Annotated in this window: 19 protein-coding genes; 18 read left to right on the forward strand and 1 reads right to left on the reverse strand. The window is 43.3% G+C overall.

Annotated elements, in window-relative coordinates; all coding sequences use genetic code 11:
• Position 1: 1 nt before the first annotated feature.
• The 18 genes from ptsP to QOX44_RS04985 all read left to right on the forward strand — a co-directional run bounded on the left by ptsP (position 2) and on the right by QOX44_RS04985 (position 16,959).
• Positions 2-1,606: a phosphoenolpyruvate--protein phosphotransferase gene (gene ptsP / locus QOX44_RS04900; RefSeq protein ID WP_283681733.1), complete on the forward strand. Its 1,605-nt coding sequence runs from the start codon at positions 2-4 to the stop codon at positions 1,604-1,606.
• A gap of 144 nt (positions 1,607-1,750) precedes the next feature.
• Complete coding sequence (locus QOX44_RS04905) at positions 1,751-3,100, forward strand: glucose-6-phosphate isomerase (protein WP_283681735.1); 1,350 nt, start codon at positions 1,751-1,753, stop codon at positions 3,098-3,100.
• 35 nt (positions 3,101-3,135) lie between these two features.
• Positions 3,136-3,867, forward strand: coding sequence for a glucosamine-6-phosphate deaminase (nagB, locus tag QOX44_RS04910; protein ID WP_283681737.1), 732 nt, complete (start codon positions 3,136-3,138; stop codon positions 3,865-3,867).
• Between the two features lie 267 nt (positions 3,868-4,134).
• Positions 4,135-4,305 carry a helix-turn-helix domain-containing protein gene (locus QOX44_RS04915; RefSeq protein ID WP_283681739.1) on the forward strand — a complete coding sequence of 57 codons (171 nt, stop codon included), beginning with the start codon at positions 4,135-4,137 and terminating at the stop codon, positions 4,303-4,305.
• A 192-nt stretch (positions 4,306-4,497) separates the two neighbouring features.
• A complete protein-coding gene (locus QOX44_RS04920; protein ID WP_004611555.1) occupies positions 4,498-4,869 on the forward strand; it encodes a GntR family transcriptional regulator in 372 nt (123 codons plus the stop codon).
• A gap of 3 nt (positions 4,870-4,872) precedes the next feature.
• Positions 4,873-5,724 carry an ATP-binding cassette domain-containing protein gene (locus tag QOX44_RS04925; protein ID WP_004611556.1) on the forward strand — a complete coding sequence of 284 codons (852 nt, stop codon included), beginning with the start codon at positions 4,873-4,875 and terminating at the stop codon, positions 5,722-5,724.
• Positions 5,721-5,972 (forward strand): ABC-2 transporter permease, encoded by a 252-nt coding sequence (locus QOX44_RS04930; protein WP_283681747.1) that lies wholly within the window; start codon positions 5,721-5,723, stop codon positions 5,970-5,972. Before QOX44_RS04925 ends, QOX44_RS04930 begins: the two co-directional genes overlap by 4 nt.
• A gap of 87 nt (positions 5,973-6,059) precedes the next feature.
• Positions 6,060-7,787 (forward strand): IS1634 family transposase, encoded by a 1,728-nt coding sequence (locus QOX44_RS04935; protein WP_283681748.1) that lies wholly within the window; start codon positions 6,060-6,062, stop codon positions 7,785-7,787.
• A gap of 94 nt (positions 7,788-7,881) precedes the next feature.
• Positions 7,882-8,403, forward strand: coding sequence for an ABC-2 transporter permease (locus tag QOX44_RS04940; RefSeq protein ID WP_283681929.1), 522 nt, complete (start codon positions 7,882-7,884; stop codon positions 8,401-8,403).
• 239 nt (positions 8,404-8,642) lie between these two features.
• Complete coding sequence (locus tag QOX44_RS04945) at positions 8,643-8,864, forward strand: hypothetical protein (protein WP_009320125.1); 222 nt, start codon at positions 8,643-8,645, stop codon at positions 8,862-8,864.
• 16 nt (positions 8,865-8,880) lie between these two features.
• Entirely contained in the window at positions 8,881-9,072 is a 192-nt protein-coding gene (locus tag QOX44_RS04950) for a DUF4177 domain-containing protein (RefSeq protein ID WP_009320126.1), read from the forward strand.
• A gap of 196 nt (positions 9,073-9,268) precedes the next feature.
• On the forward strand, positions 9,269-9,538 hold the full coding sequence (locus QOX44_RS04955) for a winged helix-turn-helix domain-containing protein (RefSeq protein WP_227097444.1): 270 nt from the start codon (positions 9,269-9,271) through the stop codon (positions 9,536-9,538).
• 325 nt (positions 9,539-9,863) lie between these two features.
• Positions 9,864-11,030, forward strand: coding sequence for an XRE family transcriptional regulator (locus QOX44_RS04960; protein ID WP_283681750.1), 1,167 nt, complete (start codon positions 9,864-9,866; stop codon positions 11,028-11,030).
• A 648-nt stretch (positions 11,031-11,678) separates the two neighbouring features.
• A complete protein-coding gene (locus QOX44_RS04965) occupies positions 11,679-11,906 on the forward strand; it encodes a hypothetical protein (protein WP_021391127.1) in 228 nt (75 codons plus the stop codon).
• 111 nt (positions 11,907-12,017) lie between these two features.
• Positions 12,018-13,631: a recombinase family protein gene (locus QOX44_RS04970; protein WP_009300057.1), complete on the forward strand. Its 1,614-nt coding sequence runs from the start codon at positions 12,018-12,020 to the stop codon at positions 13,629-13,631.
• A 79-nt stretch (positions 13,632-13,710) separates the two neighbouring features.
• On the forward strand, positions 13,711-14,790 hold the full coding sequence (locus QOX44_RS04975) for a hypothetical protein (protein ID WP_283681754.1): 1,080 nt from the start codon (positions 13,711-13,713) through the stop codon (positions 14,788-14,790).
• Positions 14,791-14,927: 137 nt separating this feature from the next.
• Positions 14,928-16,040, forward strand: coding sequence for an aldo/keto reductase (locus QOX44_RS04980; RefSeq protein WP_283681756.1), 1,113 nt, complete (start codon positions 14,928-14,930; stop codon positions 16,038-16,040).
• Positions 16,041-16,104: 64 nt separating this feature from the next.
• Positions 16,105-16,959 (forward strand): NifB/NifX family molybdenum-iron cluster-binding protein, encoded by an 855-nt coding sequence (locus tag QOX44_RS04985; RefSeq protein ID WP_283681757.1) that lies wholly within the window; start codon positions 16,105-16,107, stop codon positions 16,957-16,959.
• Positions 16,960-16,993: 34 nt separating this feature from the next.
• Here the strand turns inward: QOX44_RS04985 and QOX44_RS04990 are convergent, their stop codons facing one another.
• Positions 16,994-17,815: a Cof-type HAD-IIB family hydrolase gene (locus QOX44_RS04990; RefSeq protein ID WP_283681759.1), complete on the reverse strand. Its 822-nt coding sequence runs from the start codon at positions 17,813-17,815 to the stop codon at positions 16,994-16,996.
• Positions 17,816-17,820: the final 5 nt, after the last annotated feature.

The following is a 17,820-nucleotide window of genomic DNA, read 5'->3' on the forward strand; positions in this document are numbered from 1 at the left end:
TATGGAACGTGTAACAGTGGAAAAGACGGCCTCCAGAGGTATCGCAGTCGCTCCGGTATATCTGTATCTGGAGCCGGATCTGACGCCGGAGACCGGAAGCATCGCGGCGCAGGATCGCGAGGCGGAGATCGGCCGTTTCCTTGCAGCGAAGGAAGCTGTGGTAAAAGAGCTTGAGACTCTGGCCGAGACGAACGAGATCTTTGCGGCTCACCTGGAGATCGCAGGGGACTTCATGCTTCAGGACGGCGTGGAAGGAAAGATAAACGGCGACCTGAAAAATGCGCAGCAGGCGACAGGCGAGACGATCGATGAATTTGCAGCGATCTTTGAAGCTATGGATGACGCGTATATGAAGGAGCGCGCTGCGGATATTAAAGACATCGGAAAGCGTCTGATGGCGGCGCTCAAGGGTGTAAAGCGCCCGGACCTTGGCGGACTGACCAGACCGGTTGTTGTCGTAGCCAGGGATATGTATCCGTCTGATACCGTAAAGATCGATCCGTCTCTTGTCAAAGGTATCCTTACCGAAGAGGGCGGTGTGACAAGCCATGTATCTATCATCGCAAAGAGCATGGGCATCCCGACACTTGTCGGCGTAAAGGGAATCCTTTCCAAGGTCGAGGACGGCCAGACTGTCTGCATGGATGCGGCAGAGGGCGTGATCATTACAGATCCGGACGAGGCAGCAGTAAAAGAGTACGAGGACAAGCTTGCGGCTTATGAGAGCGAGAGAGCGCGTCTGGAGAGTCTGCGCAGTACTCCGGCTGTGACAAAGGATGGAAAGAGGATCTATCTGTGTGCAAATGTCGGAAACGTACAGGATATCCAGAATGCGCTTCCGATGAATATCGACGGTGTAGGACTGTTCCGGAGTGAGTTTTTGTATATGCAGAATACACACTTCCCGACAGAGGAGGAGCAGTTTGCAGTATACAAAGAGGCGGCACAGCTGGCTTCGCAGGAGCTGACGATCCGTACCCTGGATATCGGAGGCGATAAGGAACTTTCCTACTACGAGTTTGAAAAAGAGGAAAATCCGTTCCTCGGATGGAGAGCGATCCGTATTTCACTTGATATGAAGGACATGTTTAAGGATCAGCTGCGCGCGATCCTGCGTGCGAGTGCATTCGGTCACGTACGCATCATGTTCCCGATGATCATTTCCATGGAAGAGCTGCTTGATGCAAAAGCAGTTGTAGAGGAGTGCAAGGCAGAGCTTCGTGCCGAGGGCAAGGCATTTGATGAGAAGATCGAGGTCGGAATGATGATCGAGACGCCTGCAAGTGTGATGCTGGCAGACGAGTTTGCGAAGGAAGCAGACTTCTTCAGTATCGGGACGAATGACCTGACTCAGTATATCCTTGCGGTAGACCGCGGCAACAAGAAAATTGCAAATAAGTATGACTATTTCAGCCCGGCAGTGCTGCGTGCGATCGGTCATGTGATCGCGGCAGGACACAAAGAGGGCATAAAGGTAGGCATGTGCGGCGAGATGGCAGGAGATCAGAAGGCAGTGGAGATACTGCTGGATCTGGGCCTGGATGAGTTCAGTATGTCAGCTGGAAGCATTGACTATGTGCGAGAGCAGATCCTGAACAGAGACTAAATCTGCCCGCAGACAGGAGCGTATCCCCTTTTGTCGGATCGATCAGTCCGATAAAAGGGGTTTCTGTTTACAAAATACGATCCTTTTGCTAGAATATACAATGTCAGAAACAGGATAGAAAAAATATATAAGGAGATGTTGGCTATGGGCAACAGAGTGACATTTGACTACTCCAAGGCTTCCTGCTTTATTTCAGAAGCAGAAGTGGAGTCTATGAAGAAGATCGTGACGGATGCAAAGGAGCTCCTCACATCGAGAACAGGTGCGGGAAATGACTTCCTTGGATGGATCGATCTTCCGGTAAATTATGATAAAGAAGAATTTGCACGGATCAAGAAAGCGGCGGAGAAGATCAAGAGCGACAGCGAGGTGCTGCTGGTGATCGGTATCGGCGGCTCCTACCTCGGAGCGAGAGCGGCGATCGAGTTTCTGCGCCACAACTTCTACAACACTGTTTCAAAAGAGATCCGCAAGACGCCGGAGATCTATTTTGTCGGAAACAGCATCAGCAGTACATATATGAAGCATCTGATCGACGTAGTCGGAGACCGCGATTTTTCTGTCAATGTGATCTCTAAGTCAGGGACAACGACGGAGCCGGCGATCGCGTTCCGTATCTTCAAGGAAATGCTTGAAAAGAAATACGGCAAGGAAGAGGCTGCAAAGCGGATCTATGCCACAACAGATAAGGCAAGAGGAGCGCTCAAGGTGCTTGCTTCAGAGGAGGGCTATGAGACCTTCGTCGTTCCGGATGATGTCGGCGGCCGTTTCTCTGTGCTGACAGCAGTAGGTCTTCTGCCAATCGCAGTCAGCGGTACCGATATTGATAAGCTGATGGCAGGCGCGGCGGCCGCCAGAGAGCGTGCACTCGAGAAAGACTTTGAGGAAAATGACGCGCTGCAGTATGCGGCAGTCCGCAACATTCTTCTGAGAAAGGGCAAGACGATCGAGGTTCTTGCGAACTATGAGCCAAGCCTTCACTATGTATCCGAGTGGTGGAAGCAGCTTTACGGCGAGAGCGAGGGCAAGGATCAGAAGGGTATCTTCCCGGCATCTGTAGATCTGACAACCGATCTTCACTCCATGGGACAGTTTATCCAGGACGGCAACCGCATCCTGTTTGAGACGGTCCTCAATGTAGAAGAATCTCAGTGCGAGCTCACGATCGGTGAGGAGGCGGCAGACCTTGACGGTCTGAACTACCTTGCAGGCAAGACGGTTGATTTCGTAAATAAGAGTGCGATGAACGGTACGATCCTGGCACATACGGATGGAAATGTACCGAACCTGCGCATTGATATTCCGAGACAGGATGAGGAGAGCCTCGGAGAGCTGTTTTATTTCTTTGAGTTTGCCTGCGGCGTGAGCGGCTACGTGCTTGGTGTAAATCCGTTTAATCAGCCGGGTGTAGAGAGCTACAAGAAAAATATGTTTGCGCTTCTTGGAAAGCCGGGCTACGAGAAAGAAAGAGAAGAGCTTCTGAAACGTCTGTAATAAAACATATCATAAATCAAAAGGAGAAGATGGCGATGAGGATTTACAAAGTAAAGGATTATGCGGAAATGAGCAGAAAAGCAGCAGCTGTTATGGCTGCTCAGATCGTGGCAAAGCCGGACTGTGTACTGGGACTGGCGACAGGCTCCACACCGATCGGCCTGTATAAGCAGCTCGTAGAGTGGTATAAGAGCGGAGACCTTGATTTTTCAGAGGTGACGACAGTGAACCTTGACGAGTACAAGGGACTTCCGAAGGAGAATGATCAGAGCTACTATTACTTTATGAATGATAATCTGTTTTCTCATGTCAATGTAGATAAGAGCCGCACCTTCCTGCCGGACGGCACACAGCCGGATGCAGAAAAGGCATGCACAGAGTACGACGAGATCGTACGCGCGACAGGCGGAGCAGATATTCAGCTTCTCGGTCTTGGCCATAACGGACACATCGGCTTCAATGAGCCGAGCGATGTGTTCAAAAAGAACACACATTGCGTGGATCTGACAGAGAGCACGATCAAGGCAAATACACGGTTCTTCGCATCAGAGGCGGATGTTCCGCGTCAGGCTTATACAATGGGTATCGGGACGATCATGTCCGCAAAGAAGATCCTTGTCGTTGCGTCAGGAGCTGACAAGGCTGACGCTGTTTACAAATCCTTCTTTGGACCGATCACTCCGCAGGTACAGGGATCTGTACTTCAGCTCCATCCGGATGTAGTCGTAGTAGCAGACGAGGCTGCACTTTCCAAGTGTGATCTGTAATCAGAGACCGATCATCAGAGCGCATCATTTTTATTTTTAAGAGATGACCAGCAGAGGCTGCCGGGAAACAGTGTTTTGCAGAAACCTGTTTTTCGGCAGCTTTTCTATTATCTGCTGTGCCATTGAATATTTTGCCTGAGAACCGGGACTTTCCTAATGGTCGAGTCGGAAAATCCCGGTTTTTTATTGACTTTTTTTGGTGGTAAAGATAAGGTGTAGTCAGGCTTGCAAGACGGAACTTACCATTAATAAGGAGGGGAACATTCAATGATGAAAGAGAATGAAGGTGACAAAAATAAGAAGACCTTTGGTGCGTATATTTTGAAACGGCGCAGGGAGCTTGGCATGACACAGAAGCAGTTTGCGGCAAAGCTCTATGTCACAGAGTCGGCGGTGAGCAAGTGGGAGAGAGGAGTTTCCCCAACAAAAGGATATTAGAAACAATCCATGAAACACCTGCTTGCGTTAAAGGAATTACAATAGAATACTATATTTTTTAACATGCATTTCTATATTGATTTGCATGTTTTTAATTTCAAAAGAAAATTTAAAATAAACACTATATAACGCTTGGCAACAGTTTGTAACTGTTATATACTGTTATCAAGAAAAGAAGGAAGGATATAAAGAATGAAAATTATAATCAATACTTCCCTAATGGTTCCCATATATGAACAGATTGTTGACCAGATTAAAATGCTCATACGCAACGGGGAACTAAAGGAAAACGACAATCTTCCATCTGTCCGTACACTTTCTAAGGAACTAAAAATAAGTGCTTTAACTGTAAAAAAAGCTTACGACAATTTGGAAAGTGAGGGTTTTACGGTTACAGTACATGGAAAAGGCACTTATGTAGCGGCTACAAATACAGAACTGCTTTTGGAAGAACAGAAAAAAGAATTGGAAGCGGATTTGGAGCAGGCTATCCAAAAAGGCAGACGATGTGGTATTAGTGATGAAGATATAAAAAGTTTATTTGAGTTGATATTGGAGGGTTGATGTATGTTAAAAATTGAACACTTGAAAAAGCATTATGATAATTTTTCTCTTGATTGTTCATTAGAGCTTATGTCTGGATGTGTAACAGGCTTGATTGGACAAAATGGTGCTGGAAAAAGCACAACATTTAAGGCGATATTAGGTTTGATTTCAACTGACGGCGGAAATATTACCATACTTGGAAAGGACAGAAAAGACTTCACAGCAAAAGATAAAGAGGAATTGGGTGTAGTATTGTCGGATTCTGGTTTTAGTGGGTATCTGAAGATAAAAGATATTATCCCTATATTGCAGAATATGTACTCAAAATTCGACAAATCACTATTTATAGAACAGGTACAGAAATTTCAACTACCTATGAATAAACAGATAAAAGAATTTTCAACAGGAATGAAAGCAAAATTAAAAGTGCTGGTTGCAATTTCACACAATGCAAAACTGCTGATACTGGACGAACCGACAGCAGGTTTAGATGTAATCGCAAGAGACGAATTGCTTGAAATGTTAAGAGAATTTCTGGAAAAAGATGAAGAACGCTCCATTTTAATCAGCTCTCATATATCCAGTGATTTGGAGTCGCTATGTGATGACCTTTATATGATACATGACGGAAAAATTATTCTGCATGAAGATACGGACGTTCTTCTTAGTGACTATGCTTTATTAAAAGTAGACGCAGAACAATACAGCAAGCTGGATAAACAGTTTATATTGCGTTCCAAAAAAGAAACATATGGATATAGCTGTCTGACAAATCAGAAACAGTATTATATGGAGAATTATCCTAAAATTGCCATTGAAAAAGGTACAATAGATGAAGTCATTACCATGATGATAAGGGGGACAGAACAATGAAAGGCTTATTCGTAAAAGATTTGAAATTGATGATGTTACAGAAAAATTTTCTGTTGCTCATTTTGGCGATTGTAATCGGTATGATGATATTTACTGATGATGTGATATTCCCATTAGGTTTTCTGAGTTTCATTGTATCACTTTTTACAGTAAGCACAATCAGTTATGATGATTTTGATAATGGAAATGCGTTTCTGTTCGGGAGTTTGACAGTTGAATATCGGAAAAAGTACTCACAGGTCGCATAAAACCTGCTTTTTTTATGTCAATTTTTTTGATTTTATATCTGTTATTTTATGTTATTGTATGATATAATAAGGGAGGAGGGATGACAGATGAATCTTCATATAACAAAATCAAAAAATGCAGAGTCCTTTTATATCTGCAAATCTTATACAAAAGCAAATGGCAGCACTACTTCAGCTATTGTCCGCAAGCTGGGAACCTTAGAACAACTTTTGCCTGAACATGGACCTACAAGAGATGATGTCATTGCATGGGCGAAAAATGAAGTGAAAATAGAAACTGAAAAATATAAAAAGGAAAAAGAAGCACAGACAGTATTGATACCATTCCATGCGGATAGACACTTAGATTATGGCAAGCAGGCCTTCTTCCGTGGTGGCTATCTGTTTCTCCAATCCATTTATTATCAACTACAAATGAATAAAATCTGTCGGAAATTGAAACATAAATATAAATTCAAGTATGATATCAATGCGATCCTTTCGGATCTGATTTATGCAAGAATCTTAGAACCTTGCAGCAAACGTTCTTCTTACAAAGTTGCATCTGAATTCTTAGAAAAACCATCCTACGAGCTTCATGATGTTTACCGGGCATTGGATGTACTTGGTACGGAATGTGATCTTATTCAGTCTGAGGTTTATAAAAACTCCCACTTCCTTGGAAAAAGAAATGATAAGATCCTTTATTATGACTGCTCGAATTATTACTTTGAAATTGAACAAGAAGATGAAAATAAAAAGTACGGCAAAAGTAAAGAACACAGGCCAAACCCAATCATCCAAATGGGATTGTTTATGGATGGAGATGGGATCCCCCTGGCTTTTTCTCTTTTTCCGGGAAATGCAAACGAGCAGACCTCTCTCAAACCGTTAGAAAAGAAAGTCCTTGGAGATTTTGGTTGTCAGAAATTTATTTATTGTAGCGATGCCGGGCTCGGCTCTGAATCAATCCGAGAGTACAATCACATGGGAGAACGGGCTTATATCGTAACCCAGTCCATCAAAAAGCTGAAGAAAGAAGAAAAGGAATGGGCATTAAATTTACAGGGATTTAAAAAAGTATCAGACGGAACCCCTGTTGATATCACAAAACTACCCGAAGATGACAAAGGACTTTATTATAAAGACGAGCCCTACACCACAAAGAAGCTGCATCAGCGCCTGATCATTACCTATTCTCCTAAATATGCCCTTTACCAAAAATCTATTCGAGACAAACAGATCGAGCGGGCACAAAAGATGCTGGATTCAGGAAGCACAAAAAAGAACCGCAAAAATCCAAATGATCCAGCACGTTACATCGGAACGATCGCTGTAACAGAAGAAGGAGAAGCTGCTGATGTAAAGCATTATCTGGATGAAGCCAAGATTTCCGAAGAATCCCAGTATGATGGCTTTTACGCAGTATGCACAGATCTTTTGGATGACGAAGTCAATGATATTTTAAAGGTAAGTGAAGGAAGATGGCAGATAGAAGAATGTTTCCGGATTATGAAAACAGATTTTTCTGCAAGACCTGTCTATTTACAGGATGAAAACCGGATCAAAGCACATTTTCTAATCTGTTTTCTTGCATTGACCATATACCGTTTCCTTGAGAAAAAACTGAATGCTAAATATACATGTGAAGAATTATTAGATGCTCTAAAAGAAATGAATTTCGCCGGAATACAGGAACAGGGATTTATTCCTTTATACAAACGGGAAAGAATTACGGATGCTCTTCATGATGTCTGCGGTTTCCGAACAGATTATCAGTTCATAACAAAAAGTAAGATGAGAAATATCCAGAAAAAAAGTAAAGGGAAAGAATAAAATACTAAAGTCCGTAACAACGGAAAAAATCGCTATACCCCAGTAAACATGAGGGATACAGCGATTTTTTCTTTTTCTAACTGTCAAAGATGGGATTGTATCACTTTTTACAGTAAGCACAATCAGTTATGATGATTTTGATAATGGAAATGCGTTTCTGTTTACATTACCTATTACACGTAATCATTATGTGAGTGAAAAATACTTTCTTGGTCTATTATTAGGGTGTATGGCTTGGGTTTTGGCAACTGTTTTAGGAATAATTACAACTGTATTGAAAGATACATTACCTATTACAGACTTAGTACAGAGTTCATTGATGATTTTACCTATTATGATTGTCGTTCAAGCAATCATGCTTCCTTTTCAGCTAAAATTCGGTGGAGATAAAGGAAGAATTGCTATGATTGGTGCATTTGGCGGTCTGGCAGTAATCACTCTCGTTATCGTGAAAGGAGCAGAAGCCATTTTCAATATTGATTTAGTTAGTCTGTTAGATAATATGCCAACTGTAAGCATGGGAGTTCTTATCGCTATTGCAATTATTATCGCTTTGTTGATGTTATTGGTTTCAATGAAAATCAGTTTGTCAATTATGAACAAAAAAGAATTTTAAAAAGGAGCAATCATATGGACTTTACAATATTGGCTGTTGTACTACTGCTGTGCGGTGGTATTCCTTTAAGGAATAAGATATATAAGGAACGCAAAAAGAAAAAAGAGGATAAAAAGAAAGGTATATAAAGTGGGTGATTTCATGGATAGTATTTTATGTGTTCTTGCCTTGATTGTATTTGCATATTGGTTTTTTATCAAACGTAACAAAAAATAATTGCTGTTGTGAGGAGAATATAAATGAAAAATACTAAATCATGTCCTAAATGTGGCTCAACCGATATTGTTCGTATTCCAGATAACCCTAACCGCCATGCCAGCGGAAATAATATTTACACAAGCACTTATACGCTATTTGGGAAAATCCCTGTAATACGTTATGTTTGTTGTTCATGTGGATATGCAGAAAATTGGGTTGAAAACGAAGAAGAATTAGAAGAAATTAGAAAAACATTTAGATAATTGAAAGGCGGTATTGATGATTATGAAAGAATATAAGTATGTAGAAGTGAAATTTGAGGCAAAAGGTGTGCTATTCCATTCTGCTTCTGAACCAAAAGAAATAATCAATAAATATGCTAAAGAGGGATATTCCTATGTTGGTTTTATTCCTACTTTAATAGATGCACATGGCGGTTTTAGAAGAATTGATTTGATATTTGAAAAATAATCTTTAAAAGCGCAGGTGATACTATGGGAAGATATTAGTAGCAGAATTTTGGGATAATGAAGAACATTATTTCCAGCAAACAGTTGAATGGCTATCGAAAAAGATATGTACCACTCCTGCTTATATACAACAAGATAGGACAGATTTTATAATCAATCCTTTTACTCGTACTGTATCACACAAAACAGGCAATATCATACAGCTTACAGCAAAAGAGTTTGATATACTTTATTTTCTCATTTCTCATAAGGAGCAGGTTTTTACCAAAGAACAGATTTATGAAAATGTATGGGGATATGACTATCCGGCAGACCCTAATAATCTGACTTCATTCATACGAAAATTAAGAAAGAAGATTGAGCCGGAGCCGGACAGACCACGCTATATCGTCATTGTCAGAGGTGTTGGATATAAGTACACGGAAAATGAGGAAATGGTAGGCAAGACAGCAACACCGCCGGAGTGATCCAGACGTGGTGGCGGTCGTAAGACATCAAGCCATGCCAGTTTTGCTGGCAAACGGCTGGTTCACTCTGACGGTGGGGCGAGCGTCAGCGAGCCATAAAGCCCCCGTTATCTAACAGGGGGGTACTATTACAAAAGACAAGAGAAAAAATAAATACAAAACTGCTGATATGCAACGATTTATAAGGTTATAAGAACTTATTTCACTTCACACCATATTCTTTTTACCCGACAGGTCTAAAACAGCATATCAATAGAAAATAAATATAAGATACAAGGTGTATGCTCCTATGAGTATATGCCTTTTTTGATTGGAGGAATGAAGCATGAATGATATAGAATTTATTGAAACATTAAAGCAAAAGAGAAATGCCTGTGATTATTCTCAATCACGACTGGCACAGGAATTGCAAATTAGCAGGCAGAACTTAAATGAAATTGAAAACGGAAAAACAAAAGCCAGTAAAGAAATGAAACATATACTTTTACATTATCTTGATTATTGTAATTGTACACAGCCTTTCACTTTAACGATTGACTATCTGCGTGTTCGTTTTCCTACCACAGACGCATTGGAAATTATAAAAAATGTACTGGCAATGAAAAGCGAATATTTTATACATGAAGATTACGGAATGTTTGGTTATGAAGAACAGTATATCTATGGGGCTATTAGTGTAAATGCTTCTAAAGATAGTTCTATGGGTGTTTTATTGGAATTAAGAGGTATGGGGTGTCGAAACTTGGAATATGTTTTACAGGCAAGAGGGATAGACTGGTATTACTTTTTAAGCAGTTGTATAGATTATCAAGGTGTTTTTAAACGCATAGATTTGGCGGTCAATGATATGGGCGGATTGCTGGATATAGAAATTCTAAGGGAACGTTATTATGCCAACAAGGTATGGAAACGTTCAAGAACCCATGAAGCAGTAGACAGCGGAAAATTATCGGGTACACATGGAGATACTGCAAAAACTTTTTATATCGGTTCAAAGAATAGTTCTATTTACTTTTGCTTGTATGAAAAAGAAAAGGAACAAAAAAGCAAAGGCATAAAAACAGACATTAAGAACCGATTTGAAATTCGTTTAAAAAGTGGAAAAGCAGAACAAACGATAGAACAACTTGTTTTTTCAAGAAATCCCGAACAGACCATAGCAAGCCTTATCCTCACACAGATAGATTTTCCCGTTTATATTTTATGGGATATATTTTTAGATAATGTAACGACTTCACTTCCGTTTATTATGACGCCTGTTGCTGTCAATATGGATAAAACAAAACGTTGGTTAGAAAGACAGGTCATGCCCTCTTTATTGATGATAAAAGAGATTGAAAAGCAAACAGGAGCAAATTATCTGGAAGAAATCGACAGACATACAAGACTAACAGAAAGGCAGGAATTAAAAATTAAACAAATGACAACAGACATAGCAGATATGATTGAGAAAGATACCGCTGTTCCACAAGGGAATGACGGTATTTTTTAATTTCTTCAAAAAATCTGCAACAAAACGGCTACTTGCGTACAGATATGGTGCGAGGAAAGGAAATCTAACTTTTTTTTGAAAACAGGTCATTAAATCGGTGGTTGCTGTCCCTATATGATGTGAAAGAAGAAACGATTTTCAATTTCAACTTAACAATCCGTAGTTTCCATTCCCTATATGGAGCAAAGAAAATCTTTTATTCCACAGTTGGCAGTTACGGTGTTGCATGGGTAGTTAGGGGGTGAAAAGAAATCTTTTCATCATCAATTTAGCAGAATGACACTTTCTTTCCCTATATGGTACAGGAAAAGAAAAAAGTTTTGAATATTGGTTACGCTTCTGCTCTTTTCCAACGCGGTATACAGGAAAGACGATTTTCTTCTTTCATGTTCTTTGACAACTGAATAAAGCAATTCAATACGTTTGACAGACAGCGAGCCGTTGAAACAGATACGCCATGACCTTTTCCCTGCAAAAACGAGCGACAACCTATTTGTGTTCCTGTAAAAGATTTGTCCTCTTTTATCGCCATGACCTGTCCTGTCTGATAATGATACTCCCGTACAGCCACAGCTTGAGCGTTCAGAGCGTCGCACGCAATGGGTACGGCTACATAAGAACTATGCAGAGGTGGAACTCCTGTGGGCTATGACAAATGCCGTTGAATTGCTTAGAAAAGATTTTTACAGAAAGGGGGTATGTGTTATTGCTGATATTGTAAAAACAAGGCAAGAAAAGACAAATAATAAGCGTGGCATTGGCAACAGAGGAAAAACAAAGATTGTTGTAAAAGAGCATTTTTCTGAAAAGGGAAAGACAATGGAAGAACTTCTGACTGATGTTATGCTGGAAAAAGCAAAGCAGACAATCGCATAAATTCGGTGCAGTTGTAAGAAATAGATTGAATGGCAAAAAGTACCCGTGTTATACTTTACTTGCAAGCAGGTATTGTAAACATGGGTTAGTTATAGAGGAGGATAACTGACAATGAAACAACAGATTTACAATACTGCACTTTATCTTAGGTTAAGCCGAGATGATGAATTACAGGGCGAAAGTTCCAGCATTACCACACAAAGAAGTATGTTGCGTCTATATGCAAAAGAACATCATTTGAATGTGATTGATGAGTATATTGATGACGGCTGGTCGGGAACAAATTTTGAAAGACCGAGTTTTCAAAGAATGATTGAAGATATAGAGGCAGGAAAAATCAACTGTGTTGTAACGAAAGACCTTTCCCGACTTGGCAGAAATTATATTATGACAGGACAATATACAGAATTGTATTTTCCCAGCCATAATGTCCGTTACATAGCGATTGACGACGGTGTAGACAGCGAAAAGGGCGAAAGTGAGATTGCACCATTTAAGAACATTATCAATGAATGGGTGGCAAGAGATACGAGCCGTAAAGTGAAATCAGCCTTTAAGACAAAATTTGCAGAGGGTGCGTATTATGGGGCTTATGCTCCGTTAGGATATAAGAAACACCCCGACATCAAAGGAAAACTGCTGGTTGATGAGGAAACAAAATGGATTGTTGAAAAAATCTTCTCCCTAGCCTATCAAGGTTACGGTAGTGCAAAAATCACAAAAATACTGCGAGAAGAAAAAGTCCCGACAGCGTCTTGGTTGAATTTTACAAGGTATGGTACTTTTGCACATATCTTTGAGGGAAAGCCCGAAAGCAAGCGTTATGAGTGGACGATTGCTCATGTCAAGGCAATTTTAAAAAGTGAAGTCTATATCGGAAACAGCGTTCATAATCGACAATCAACAGTTTCATTCAAGAGCAAGAAAAAAGTGCGTAAGCCCGAAAGTGAATGGTTTCGAGTAGAAAATACCCACGAACCGATTATTGACAAAGAAGTGTTCTATCGTGTGCAGGAACAGATAAAATCAAGGCGTAGACAGACAAAGGAAAAAGCAACGCCGATATTTGCAGGGCTTGTCAAGTGTGCGGATTGTGGCTGGTCTATGCGGTTTGCGACAAATAAGGCAAATAAAACGCCATACAGTTATTATGCTTGCAGTTACTACGGACAGTTTGGCAAAGGTACTTGTTCTATGCACTATATCCGTTATGATGTGTTGTATCAAGCCGTATTGGAACGATTGCAGTATTGGGCTAAGGCAGTACAGCAGGACGAAGAAAAGGTGTTGAATAAGATACAAAAGGCTGGGAATGCAGAGCGAATACGGGAAAAGAAGAAAAAGGCAAGTGCCTTGAAGAAAGCCGAGAACCGACAAAATGAGATTGACCGCTTGTTTACGAAAATGTATGAAGATAGAGCCTGTGAGAAGATAACGGAACGAAACTTCATCATGCTGTCGGGGAAATATCAAAAAGAACAGATAGAACTGGAACAGCAGATAACCAACCTAAGAGAAGAATTAAGTAAAATGGAACAGGATATGATAGGTGCTGAAAAGTGGATTGAGTTAATTAAGGAGTATTCCGTACCAAAGGAACTGACAGCACCGTTGTTAAATGCAATGATAGAAAAAATCCTTATTCACGAAGCAACAACGAATGAGGATAACGAAAGAATACAGGAAATAGAGATATACTATCGATTTATTGGAAAAGTAGACTGATAATGAGGGGGCATATCTTTAACTAAGGGAAACTGGACTTTCGTATCCTGATATCACACTGCTGCAGACGATATGCGGTGTGCTTGAGATCACAGAGCATGAGCTTTTGAGCGGGGGCGAGGATACGAGTAAGCGCACTACGCAGATACTTGCAGAAAAGTACCAGCGCATTACGCGCAATTATCGTATTTTTCAATACGTACTTTACGGACTGATCCTGCTGGGATGTGCGATCGGGAATCTGATCGCCTGTCATACGTTAGACTGGTTTTTTATTGCACTTGCCAGTGTGATGATGGCAGCTTCCCTGACACTCCTGCCTGCGATCGCTGCGCTGTACCCGAAGCTGTGCCGTTACAAGGCAGGACTGTCGATGGGGTGCTTTACGGTGTCTTTGGAGCTTTTGCTTCTGATCTGCTGTATTTACAGTGGCGGCGACTGGTTTGCAGTGGCAGGGATATCGGTGCTGTTTGGACTTACGCTTGTGGGACTGCCGTTTCTCCTTCCGGGGCTTTTGCTGCCTGCATTTTGGGAAAAACGAAAGACATCCCTGTATCTGTGTACAGAGACCGTGCTCCTGCTGTTGCTTTTGCTGATCTGCTGTATCTATACAGGAGGAGACTGGTTTTTTGTAGCTGCCACGAGCGTGCTGTTCGGGCTTGGATTTGTGATCTTTCCGGTGCTTCTTCACCAGCTTCCGCTCCCGGAGGGGCTCAGAGATCATAAGGCGGCGCTGTATTTTTTGTGGCAGACTGTACTGCTTTTTGCTGTTGTCGCTACCTCATACGCATGGTCAGGAAGCGACATGTTCTGGAGTATTGGACTCCCTGTGACAACTGCCTGCATTGTGCTTCCGTGGGGACTTTTGTTGGCAGTACGTTATCTTCCGGTAAATGGCTGGTTTCGCGCCGCAGCTGCGGTCGCATGGAGCGGAGGCTGGCTCTGGCTGTTTCCACTCGTGCTGGAATATATTCTGTACGTGCAGTACGGAGGTCCCATCTATAATCCGTATACACTCTGGATGTGGACCCGATTTGACTTTTCCTGCTGGGAGGGGAATCAGGCGGCGATCAATGTCTTTGCGATCATATGGGTTGGCTGTTTTGCCTTTAGTGTGGGACTTGCGGGCGCGGGGCTGATAAAGAAAAGAAAGAAATAAGAGGGATAAAAGAACCGGGGCTGCTCTTTGGAGTAATCCTGCGTATGTGGTAGAAATTTTTAAATTTTATGTTATAATTCTCAGGGAAGGGATTTTTGTGGAAAGTCGGCTATTTGATTTTGGAGGGAGGAATACGTATGGAGTATAGGACATTCAGGGACGGGATCCGTCTGTCACGGCTTGGGATGGGCGTGATGAGGCTTCCGGTGCTGGAACAGAATAATGCGCGTATTGATGAAGAAAAAGCAATGAAGCTGATCGAGTGCTGTATGGATGCCGGTGTCAATTATTATGATACTGCCTATATTTATCACGGGGGGAGGTCAGAGGAATTTCTGGGAAGGGCTCTGGCAAAGTACCCGAGGGATACTTATTACGTGGCAGATAAGTATAATTTTCAGGCAGAGGCGGATTACAGGAAGCAGTTTGGAGAGCAGCTTGACCGGCTGCAGATGGACCGGATTGATTTTTATCTGCTTCACGGGATCCAGGATCATTTCGTCGATGAGATGCTGGCAAATGGCTGTATTGCATATTTTGACGCAAAAAAGAAGGAGGGCAGGATCAGGTATCTGGGTTTTTCCTTCCATGGAAGCGCGCAGACGCTGCATCGTCTTCTGAAGCTTTATCCCTGGGATTTTGTACAGATCCAGCTCAATTATTATGACTGGTACTGCGGCGACGCAAAGGAGCTGTATGAGATACTGCGGGAGGCGGACATTCCGGTGATGGTGATGGAGCCGGTACATGGAGGTCTGCTTGCCGCTCCGGTAAAGGAGGCGGCAGAGGCGCTTCGGGCGCTTGACGCGGATGTCTCTCTTGCCTCGTGGGCCATGCGCTGGGTAAAGAGTCTTGACCAGGTGCAGGTGGTATTAAGCGGTATGTCGGCCAGGGAGCAGATCGAGGACAATATCCATACGTTCTCCGGGGAAGCTGCGCTTACCAAAGAGGAGCAGGAGGCGATTGAACGGGCGGCGCGGGCACAGTTTGACTCTATTTCCGTCGCATGCACAGGCTGTCGGTACTGCTGTCCGAACTGCCCGCAGGAGCTGGATATTCCGTTTTTGCTTGAACAGTATAATAAGGCAAAGATGGGAGGCGCATGGCGCATCCGTGCTCTGAAGGATATGCCGCAGGAGAAGCAGCCGGCATCCTGTATTGGATGCGGGGCCTGCACGGAGCATTGCCCGCAGGAATTTGCAGTTTTTGAGTACATGAGAGAGCTGCAGGAAATGCTGGAGAAGCTGTAGGATGAGAAAAGAAATCAGCATCTCATGAACAGCAGATATAAGAAAGGAAAGGAACGAACAGAAAATGAAAATAGCAGTAACGTATGACAACGGAAATGTATTTCAGCATTTTGGAAAGACAGAGTTTTTTAAGGTATATGAGGTCGAAGATAAGAAGGTGGTCTCCAGTGAGGTGATCAGCTCCAATGGCACGGGACACGGCGCTCTGGCAGGGCTTCTGGCAGAAGCGTCCGTAGACGTCCTGATCTGCGGCGGTATCGGCGGCGGAGCGCAGGCTGCGCTTGCAGATGCAGGCGTGGAGCTGTGCGCCGGAGCAAAAGGAGATGTGGATGAGGCTGTAGAAGCATATCTGAAGGGCGAGCTGGTATCGACCGGTGCGAACTGTGACCATCACCATGAAGAAGGACATAGCTGCGGCGATCATGGAGACGGTCATTCCTGCGGCGGGCACTGCGGAGGCTCCTGCGGTTCCAGACCGGAGCCGACGATGAGCGGACGGAATGTCGGAAAAACGTGCCGCACACATTATAGAGGGACGTTCAACGATGGAAGCCAGTTTGACTCCTCCTATGACCGCGGTGAACCGCTGGAGTTTATCTGCGGCGTTGGCCAGATGATCCGCGGCTTTGATGCGGCAGTGGCAGATATGGAGGTCGGCCAGAGTGTGGATATTCATCTGACGCCGGAGGAAGCGTACGGAATGCCGGATCCAAATGCCATCTTTACCGTAGAGATCGCGCAGCTTCCGGGCGCAGAGGGGCTGGAGGCAGGACAGCAGGTGTATCTGTCAGATCAGATGGGACGGCCGTTTCCTGTAAAGGTAGTGGCAAAGGATGAAAAAACCATTACCTTTGATGCCAACCATGAAATGGCAGGCAAAGAGCTGAATTTCCATATTGAACTGGTAGAAGTAAAATAAGGCAGAAAAACAGCTCCCGGATTCTGGAAGGGATTTACAGCAAATACTGTCTGATCGCTTCTGCACAGCCATCGTGGTCGCAGTCGGATACCACTGCATCTGCGATGGCTTTTATATTGGGCCTTGCATTTCCCATTGCGATGGAAAATCCGGCTTTTTTTAAAATTTCAAAGTCATTTTCGGAATCACCGACCGCAATTGTCTGAGAAACCGGGATCCCCAGATGCGTGCAGAGGCGTTCCAGACCGGACGCTTTTGAAATACCTTTTGGTGAGATCTCGATCGAGGTTCCCTGCTCGTATACCATGGTCGCGTCTATGCCGGCAGCACGCAGGCTCGCTTCGGTCCTTGCACAGGAAGCCGCGTCCGTATGATAGAGATTCAGCTTGTTGATCGGAAAGGGATCTGCACAGTAAGACTGTGCGAGGCCGGGATATTTGTCGGCGACCTGTTCAAAAAAGCTTCGGAACATCTCCATATGAAAATCCTCCATATGCTCAAAATCATTTTGGTCGACAATGGAGCGCAGGGCAAGCATATGGATCATTGGCTTTTCTGCCTGAGCAAGAGCAAGGATCTTACGGACCTGCTTTGGCGGGAGCGGCTCAGAAAAAAGGGCGGTCTGCCGGGAAAGGTCGTACACGAGAGCGCCGCTTGCGCATACGAGATAGCGCAGTCCCGGGATCTGGTCCATGTATTCGGACAACTCGGCAAGACAGCGTCCGGTGCTCAGGATCACCGTCTTTCCGGCGGCCCGGGCCTGTTCTATCGCGGTCAGCGATGACGGAGCGATCTGTTTTTTGCTGTTTAACAGTGTACCGTCCATATCAAAAGCGATCAGCTGATAAGTATTCATGTGAA

The organism is Parablautia sp. Marseille-Q6255, assembly GCF_951230155.1.
Taxonomy (GTDB): domain Bacteria; phylum Bacillota; class Clostridia; order Lachnospirales; family Lachnospiraceae; genus Choladousia.